9 protein-coding genes are annotated in these 7,409 nt (G+C 60.1%); 5 read left to right on the top strand and 4 right to left on the bottom strand.

Annotation, left to right across the window (positions count from 1 at the left end):
* On the bottom strand, positions 1–709 hold a 709-nt coding region (locus tag VMA74_RS15110; protein ID WP_325368394.1), incomplete at its 3' end, for a hypothetical protein.
* A gap of 349 nt (positions 710–1,058) precedes the next feature.
* On the opposite strand from VMA74_RS15110, the gene VMA74_RS15105 reads away from it, so the two are divergent.
* Positions 1,059–1,760, top strand: coding sequence for a DUF1223 domain-containing protein (locus tag VMA74_RS15105; RefSeq protein WP_325368392.1), 702 nt, complete (start codon positions 1,059–1,061; stop codon positions 1,758–1,760).
* On the opposite strand, the gene VMA74_RS15100 is transcribed toward VMA74_RS15105, so the two are convergent.
* Both VMA74_RS15100 and VMA74_RS15095 read right to left on the bottom strand, forming a co-directional pair.
* Complete coding sequence (locus VMA74_RS15100) at positions 1,746–2,129, bottom strand: hypothetical protein (RefSeq protein WP_325368390.1); 384 nt, start codon at positions 2,127–2,129, stop codon at positions 1,746–1,748. The two genes, VMA74_RS15105 and VMA74_RS15100, sit on opposite strands and share 15 nt — an antisense overlap.
* Positions 2,130–2,209: 80 nt before the next feature.
* Positions 2,210–2,851, bottom strand: a complete 642-nt coding sequence (locus VMA74_RS15095) for a DUF1109 domain-containing protein (RefSeq protein ID WP_325368388.1) — start codon at positions 2,849–2,851, stop codon at positions 2,210–2,212.
* A 266-nt stretch (positions 2,852–3,117) separates the two neighbouring features.
* Here VMA74_RS15095 and VMA74_RS15090 point away from each other — a divergent pair, with 266 nt between their 5' ends.
* Complete coding sequence (locus VMA74_RS15090) at positions 3,118–3,972, top strand: DUF692 domain-containing protein (RefSeq protein ID WP_325368386.1); 855 nt, start codon at positions 3,118–3,120, stop codon at positions 3,970–3,972.
* Positions 3,969–4,727: a DNA-binding domain-containing protein gene (locus tag VMA74_RS15085; protein ID WP_325368384.1), complete on the top strand. Its 759-nt coding sequence runs from the start codon at positions 3,969–3,971 to the stop codon at positions 4,725–4,727. Before VMA74_RS15090 ends, VMA74_RS15085 begins: the two co-directional genes overlap by 4 nt.
* An 844-nt stretch (positions 4,728–5,571) precedes the next feature.
* On the opposite strand, the gene VMA74_RS15080 is transcribed toward VMA74_RS15085, so the two are convergent.
* Complete coding sequence (locus tag VMA74_RS15080; protein WP_325368382.1) at positions 5,572–6,219, bottom strand: DUF1109 domain-containing protein; 648 nt, start codon at positions 6,217–6,219, stop codon at positions 5,572–5,574.
* Positions 6,220–6,543: 324 nt separating this feature from the next.
* Here VMA74_RS15080 and VMA74_RS15075 point away from each other — a divergent pair, with 324 nt between their 5' ends.
* A complete protein-coding gene (locus tag VMA74_RS15075) occupies positions 6,544–6,828 on the top strand; it encodes a DUF2282 domain-containing protein (RefSeq protein ID WP_325368380.1) in 285 nt (94 codons plus the stop codon).
* Between the two features lie 94 nt (positions 6,829–6,922).
* Positions 6,923–7,402, top strand: coding sequence for a DoxX family protein (locus VMA74_RS15070; protein WP_325368378.1), 480 nt, complete (start codon positions 6,923–6,925; stop codon positions 7,400–7,402).
* Positions 7,403–7,409 lie beyond the last annotated feature (7 nt).

The raw sequence follows: 7,409 nt of genomic DNA, 5'->3' as shown, positions 1-7,409 counted from the left end.
TGACCGTGAGGACCGCGTCGTTACGGACCAGGCTGATCTCATTGGCATGCGCAATGCTCACATACGCATCATTGCCACGGGTTGCCAGCCCGAACGGAGCGTTGACATTGGCAGGGATGTTGGCAACCACTTTCGTGGAGCCCGATACCGCGCCTTGGTCGGTCAGGTTGACCGTCTCAATGGCATTGCTTTTTTCCGTAATGATCAGCTGTCCATCCAGCACGCCTACTTGGGCCGCGGAGCCATCGGCGATAGAAAGCTGCGCCTCGCCGTCGGCGTTGGCACTGACGCCGTTGCGATCGATCGGATGCGATTCGATGTGGGTAGCAGTGAGAATGTAAAGGTGATCACGACCGAATGCGACACTCACGGGATTGGTGATCGCTGGCACTATCTTCTCCAACTGCAGTGGAACCCGATCACCTCCCTTGTGGAAGACGGAAACGTTGCCCGATCCGAAATTGACGACCGCAAGGCGATCACGATTTTGTGCAATACCGCCGGCGTTGCCCGTCACGCCGCCGGCACCGCCGGTCTTGGACTCCTCGACCAACGTACCGTGGGTGTTGTAGACCAGCAGTTCGTTGCTGGCTGCATTCGATGAGGTAACGATGAGATCGCCGTCATTCCAACCGGAGTGCGTCTGTGCGTGAACGGCACCTGCCACCATCAGCGCGAGCAGCGCCGATCCATAGATTGCCCTTTTCATGGTTGTTCCTCGATATGCGCGTAGGTAATTGCGGCAACATGCGTTGCCGCGCCTGATTGCTTCTCATGACCGAGTGCTTCGGCCACGGGTTACTTCGGGAACGAAACACCTTGGTTACATCGACAGGTGTTGGAGGATGTGTTTTGTGACGTACGCATCGTCGTCACAAAACGTCCATATCTCATCGCCATTCCCAGCATGGGTCATATCGTCGAAGGCGTTGTAACTTTTTCAAGAACCCGGCGAACCAACAAACGGGCGACCGCGGTCGCGTGCAGATTCGTATCATCCACGGCGGTGTTCCATGGCAAGAAAATCGTTTTATCGGCCCGTGCTACTGACCACACTGGTGGCGCTCGCGCTGGATTCGTCGGTGTACGCGCAGGGTCCGTTCGTAACGGATCCGAAGCCGTTGGTCGTGGTCGAGCTTTTCCAAAGCCAGGGCTGCTCCTCGTGTCCCCCGGCCGAAGAGAATCTCAACGCGCTGGCCGACGATCCTCAGGTGCTGGCCTTATCTTTCGGCGTGACATACTGGGACAGCCTGGGGTGGAAGGATACGTTCGCGACGGACGCCTATACGGATCGACAATGGCGTTACGCCCATTTCCATCATCGTGACACGGTCTGGACGCCGCAAGTCTATGTGAACGGCCATGTGGACTTGGTCGGCAACAACCGCGCGGAATTGAACGAAGCCATCCGTGAAGCCCAAAGCACCGGGCCAGCTATTGCGTGGCCGTCCGCGAATCGCGTGCAAGTCGAGGCCTCGGCACAGCATCCACGGATCAGCGATGTGTGGCTGGTGCGTTACGACCCGCGAACCCTTCACGTTCCCATTGGCAGCGGCGAAAACGGCGGCCGCACGCTCGATCAGCGCAACGTGGTGCGCCAGTTGGTTCACCTGGGAGCATGGCAGGGTGACGCAGTGGCCTTTTCATTGCCTGCGCCCAGCGTGCCGGGACTCGACACCGCCGTGCTTATTCAGGTGCCGAACGGCGGAGATATCCTGAGTGCGTCGGTACAAGCTATCGGTGATTCACGCGTTCGCTGATCGTTGGCGTCGCGCGTAAGTCGTCAATAGCGCACCGGTCACGTAGATGGCGGGTGGCACCAGGCCACGGAACAGGTCGACGTAGCCGGGTAACACGACCACCGCCACCCAGACGGCGTCGGCCCACCCCACGACGCACAGGTTCAACCAGTAGCCTTGACGATGGTTGCGCCAGTTGTAGCGCACAGCCACGACGATGGCGAACAACGCGATGCTCAGCATATAAGCGGCGAGTTGGAACAGCCGGCCTTGAGCCAGTGCACTTTCCTGGGTGCCCAGCTGATAGATATCGTAGGCCACTTTGCAGTGAAACAACCCCCACAGGGCATAACAGATTGCGCCGATGCGCGAAGCGGTTTGCGTATTCATGGCGTTGTCCTGCGTAGAGAGGTCATCGGCACCTGGCCCGGGAGCCTGCCGCGCGTGAGTTCACCAGGTCCATGGCGGGGCTACCAATGCAACACGTGCTTGCCAAGCAATGCGCCTGCCAGGGTAGGAATGGCCATGCCAAGCAAGTACCACGTCGCCCAGAACGGAACACCCATTTCAGGACAGTGGAGGCAGTACGCCAACGTGCCGAGTGACCCGGCGAGCAATCCAGCCACCGCCCCGGCCAGCGACCGGTGTGTGGGGGCAAGCTGGCGGACGGCGAACAGCACGGCAAAAAGGCAGGGCGCCGACAGCAAGGCGATGTTGAACGCGCAGGTGTGCCACGTCTTGCCCATCAGCAGCGAAGTGCGAAGGTCGGCAGGAGCGTCCCACAGCACGATCACTGCTGCGAGCCACACCGCAAAGACCGGCAGTGCAATCCCGCTCCAGGTGCGCCCGACGGGCCGTCCTGGTCGAACCAGCCGCTCGAGCATCGCGTAGGCGCCGGCCGCTAGCGACAAGGGCAGGGCAAGCTTGAGCCAATAGAGCGGGGTGACCAACATGGTCGCCATGTCCGGTCGAAGTCCATAGCCGAATAGTGCAATCACCGCCGCACAGACATACGCCAGAAGTAGCGATCCGGTCAGGTATCGTTTGACGGTGTCACCGCGCACGGGAGCAATGTCCGTGGCGAGAAGCGCAACGAGGGTGTCAGTATTCATGGCATCGAGGACCACCGGCAATATTTGGAACAATGACGAAAGGAAGCGCGATGGCATCTCCTGACGGCTGCACATCGGCAAGATCAGTTCGTGTCATCACTGTGTTCCAGTTCGGCTTTAGGTGCGCGAGGTTACACGCGGCAACGCGCTCCGCTGGAAGCCGGCGGGTTGTAGCGTGTAACCCATGGGCACCTGCGCGCGAACTCGGCTGCGCAGGCCGCTGACGCAACGGCGACCGGTATCTCCTTCGATTCGCAGGCATTGCCATGGTCTCACCACGTGAAACGCCAAACAGTTTGGGCGCCGGCCTCGGGTTGAAGCCGCAGCACTACCAGGATGCCTGCACAACGGTGCAGCGGGGATTGTGGTTCGAGGTTCATCCCGAGAATTACCTGGTCGATGGCGGCCCGCGGCTGGCGTGGCTTGAGACGATCCGCGCGCGTCATCCGGTGTCACTGCACGGGGTATCGCTGTCGCTGGCTGCAGACAGTGTGCCTGACACCGCGCACCTGCGGCGGCTCCAGGCCTTGATCGAACGCATTGAACCCGTGCTTGTATCGGAGCACCTGGCGTGGTCGGCGTGGAGGGATCATTACCACCCCGATTTGTTGCCCTTTCCACGCACCCACGAAGCGCTGCTGAGAGTGGCCGCCAACATTGGTCGGACCCAAGACGCATTGGGCTGCCGGATAGCGATCGAGAATCCGACGCACTATCTGGCCCTTCCAGGACATGACTGGAGCGAGAGCGACTTTTTAAAAGAACTCGTTCGTCGCACCGGCTGTGGCCTGCTGGTCGACGTCAACAATGTATTCGTCAGTGCACACAATCTCCCAAGCGATCCCTTCGCTTATCTGGATGCGATGCCGCCCGATGCCGTGATGGAGATCCACCTGGCCGGGCACAGCGTCGACGCCCATGGCACGCTTTTGATTGATTCGCATGACGCCGCGATCAACGATGGCGTGTGGAAACTCTATCAATATCTGATTGATCGGATCGGCGCCCGCCCTACCTTGATCGAGCGCGACGACAAGCTGCCGGCATTCGAAGCCCTGCTGGACGAGCGCCGGCGTGCGCAGTCGGCCCTTGATGCGGTGCTGGTCGAGGCGATCGCATGAGAACCACGTCTGCGTCGTTTCAGGATGCGTTTGTTGATGCCCTCTACGGCAGGGAGCCGCAGGACAGCCGAGTCGTCGCGCTGCTGGATCAACCCGGGTTTGCGGTGTATCGAAATACGGTATTTCAAGGCTGCGTGGACGCTTTGGCGGCCAATTTCCCTGTCGTCGTGCGCCTCGTGGGCAGTGATTGGTTTCGCGCTGCGGCCACCGAATACGTCGCCCTGTCGCCACCGACGGACACGCGACTCCTGTGTTACGGCCAGACCTTTCCCGATTTTCTGGCCGTGTTCGAACCTGCACGGTCGTTGTCCTATTTGGCCGATGTCGCCCGACTCGATTACTTCTGGTTGGAAGCCCACGCTGCGCTCGATGCGGGGCATGTAACGGTCACTGATTTGACCGCGTACCCGCCGCAACGATTGGAGAAAGCCACGCTACGCGTGCATCCAAGCGCCCGCTGGCGCTGGTTCACAGATCAACCCGCTTACACCATTTGGCGAGCGAATCGCGAACACGTGGACGTGCCTGACGATCTCGTTTGGGCGGGCGAGGGGGCTTTGCTCGTTCGGCCTTTAAGCCAAGTGGTATGGCAGCCGCTATCGATCGGTGCGTGTGCGTTCCTGGACGCGTGTGCCGCCGAGCGTGATTTCGAGGGCGCCGCCAAATGGGCACTGGAACGCGAACCGGACATCGATTTAAGCCAGTGCGTCTCTTCGTTGCTGGCAGTCGGCGCGTTTGCCGGCATAAAGGATTAAGGCAACACTGAATAAGTATCGCCGTCGTCACCCGCCCTGCGGCCTGCAGACGGACAGGACGGCCCCCGCATGCTGAATTTAAATGATGGGGTGATGTCTGGACGGCCAGCAGGCTGCGCCGCGCGGCTTTGCAAGACGACCAGTCTTCAACTTAAGCGTGGTGTATCTCGTTCGCCAGGATACGTTCCCTCCCCTGCGAAGTAGGGGAGGGCTAGGGTTAATGCTCCGAACTTAACACTAGCTGCAAGGTATTTTGCGCCTTACGTCTAACGGCATGACAAGTCGGTACAACTTGGCACTAGCCACGATGCGCTCCCTCCCCTGTGGCAGTAGGGGTGGGTTGGGGTGGGGTGCGAGCGTAGCGAGCGGCAAGAGTCTAACGTTGGCACATTGCTTCTTGTTATGAGAAGCCACAGCGGCATTCGGCTGCACGCTAAAGCCCAAGCAACCCCACCCCAGCCCTCCCCTACTGTCGCAGGGGAGGGAGCAAATCGCGGCAAGCCATGAAGCAATGACGCTTAAGTTAGCGCCGTTGCCCTTAAGTTCGAGCATTGGGGCTAGGGTGGGGGTGCGAGCGCAGCGAGCGGCAGGAGCCGAAATGCTTCAATACATCTCATCAGGAAATTCAGCTGTGCGCTAAAGCCCAAGCGACCCCGCCCCGACTCTCCCCTACTGCCGCAGGGGAGGGAGCAGATCGCCGCGAACAACAAGCTTCTTGGCTTAAGTTTTCGCGGTGATCTGCGCAAGTCGGTGGTGAGCGAATGCGAACCCCAACGTTGCCATGCAGAACGCGACGTTGAGGTTCGGCCTCGCCGCCAACCTGCGTGCTCTTCGCATGACATCGTCACCAATCCAGCAGTCGTGGACCAAGGAGTGCGCCGATGGCGGTAGTGATGCCGATCGCCAATACGTACCAGACACCCCAGAAAGGAACCGACATCTCGACACCATAAAGCGTGTAGACGAGCACACCTTCCGCACCGGCCAGCAATCCCACTCCCGCACCGGCCCATGCCAGGTTGGGTGGGGCAAGTCCATGCATGGCTTTCATGGCCACGCCCAACGGCGGCAGCGAAAGAAGCACGATGTTCAGCGTACTCAGCTTCCAGGTGGACCCCAGCATGAGTTGCAAGCGATAACCGCGTGGCGTGAATACGAGGATGATCGCGGTGGCGACCCACAAGGTGAGGATGGGCAATAGGACCTTCATCCACGCACGTTTGGTCGAAACGCCGGGTTGCCCGAGTTGCTGGGCCAGCCGGAGTGCCGGCACGATGACGGCAAGAGGAAACACGAGCTTGATCCAAAAAAGCGGCGTCGCCAACCTGGCCGGCATATCCCCGCGTATGTCATAGAGCGCCACAAGCAAAAGCGTGCTTGTGGTCAGGCCTTGCATAAGCGCCCGGCCAATGCGCTTCGCCACAGCGTTGGGCTCAATCGGAACCAGGTCATCAGCCAGCCTGGAAACCAGGTCCCGCGTTTTCATGCGCATCTCCGCACGATGTCCAGAGTCGACTTGCTACGAACTCCTCCCACAGCGCGCTCGTGCAACGCAGGGAGTGCCATCGCATTCTTTTCGGTCAGCGCCCGGCAAAGGTTACGCTCCGACCGCTCGGGCAAGTCAAATCGTTGACATGCGCGCGGGCAATAGCCTGCTGCGCGGTCTTCTTTGCGGTGCGTTGTAACCATGCCACCGCATTGATCGAACTCTCTCTCCGAACCGGTCAGCAGATATCGCCTTTCATGCCGATGAAAGCAGGCGAACAAAGACTGCTGCTGTGTCGCCGACATTTTCTCTCTCTTAAGGAATTCTTCGATGAACAAGATCACGCTTTCTGCAACCGCGCTCCTGATTGCCTCGCTCGCGTCCGGTGCCTACGCACAACCGCAACCCTCCGATGATGGCGGTCAAAAAGTGGAAAAGTGCTACGGCGTCGCCCTGGCCGGCCAAAACGACTGCAAGGCGGGTGCCGGCACGACATGCGCCGGCACGGCGGCGAAGGATTATCAAGGCAACGCATGGAAAAACGTGCCGGCCGGCACCTGCACGTCGATCAAGACCCCGAAAGGGCACGGATCGCTGACCCCGATCGCATCCTGACCCAACACGCTTGGCCTAAACGATTGGCCCAGTGTGGCGCGATTTTCGATCCTCCACACCGGGTTGATTCCAACGACCTATTTCGGAGTCCGACATGGACATTGCTGTCGCCATCCCCTCATCCGCGTCGCGTGGACGCGGTCGGTTCACTGCCTGGAACCAAGGCGCCGACATCGCTGCGCGCGTCATCGGCCATTCGCTACTGGCCCTGGTCTGCCGCATGTCGATTGCGGCCATCTTCTTCTTGTCTGGACGCACCAAGGTCATGGGCTTTCTGACCTTGAAGCCCGGCACGTACGAATTGTTCCGCACCGACTATCGACTGCCCTTTGTACGCCCGGAGATTGCCGCCCACGTGGCCGCGTACTCGGAGCATTTCTTTCCGCTGCTCCTGGTGCTGGGTCTTTTTACGCGCGGTGCCGCACTGGCGCTGTTGGGCATGACCACCGTGATCGAAGTGTTCGTCTACCCCGATGCGTGGCCAACGCATTTGTCGTGGGCGGCCCCGATGCTCTATCTCATTGCGCGCGGTGGCGGGAAGTTGTCGCTCGACAAGGTGTTTGGCATCAAGTAACGCAAAC

Origin of the sequence: Dyella sp., from assembly GCF_035508675.1 — a bacterium.
GTDB lineage: Bacteria > Pseudomonadota > Gammaproteobacteria > Xanthomonadales > Rhodanobacteraceae > Dyella_B.
The sequence above is the reverse complement of the archived record's forward strand: the minus strand, read 5'-3'. Positions and strand labels throughout refer to the sequence as shown.